The organism is Mesorhizobium sp. M7A.F.Ca.CA.004.04.2.1 (assembly GCF_004022825.1).
In the GTDB taxonomy this organism is placed as follows: Bacteria; Pseudomonadota; Alphaproteobacteria; order Rhizobiales; family Rhizobiaceae; genus Mesorhizobium.
In genome coordinates, this window is the sequence record NZ_RZPH01001759.1 from 1 (window position 1) to 492 (window position 492).

Sequence of the window (492 nt, forward strand, 5' to 3'; positions counted from 1 at the left end):
TGGCGACGTAGTCCTTCAGCGCCTTGTCGATGTCGGCGTCGTCGACCAGCCCGTAGACGATGTTGTTCTGCGACCGGCTGAGGCCGCCGGGTGCGACGGAGACGGCGCTCCTGGCCAGGAATTTTTCATCGATGACCAGCCGGCCGTGATCCAGATCGTAGACGTTGCGGTCGGTGAGCAGCCATCTGGCAAAGGACGGCTTGTCGGCCAGCACGGTGGCGCGGTCGATCTGGTTTTCCATCTTCGCTTCATAGAAGCTGGACGTCGCCGGATCCCATTTGAAGATCTTCAGGAGGTATTCGGCATGACCGCCGAAATCGCGCCGCGTCGAGGCAGACAGGCGCAGCACCTGCATGTTGAGTTCGAGTCGCATGATCTGCGACGAATTGAGCATGGCGCCCGACAGCGGCCCCTCGTCGGAGCGCAGCCAGGCGGCAAGCTGGTCGGGCGGCAGGTCCTTTTTTCCGGCTGCCAGCCAGCGCTGGGCAATAT

Annotated in this window: 1 pseudogene; it reads right to left on the minus strand. The window is 62.6% G+C overall.

What is annotated here, in order from left to right:
* Positions 1 to 492, minus strand: a pseudogene (locus EN893_RS37430) (hypothetical protein); the annotation flags it as partial.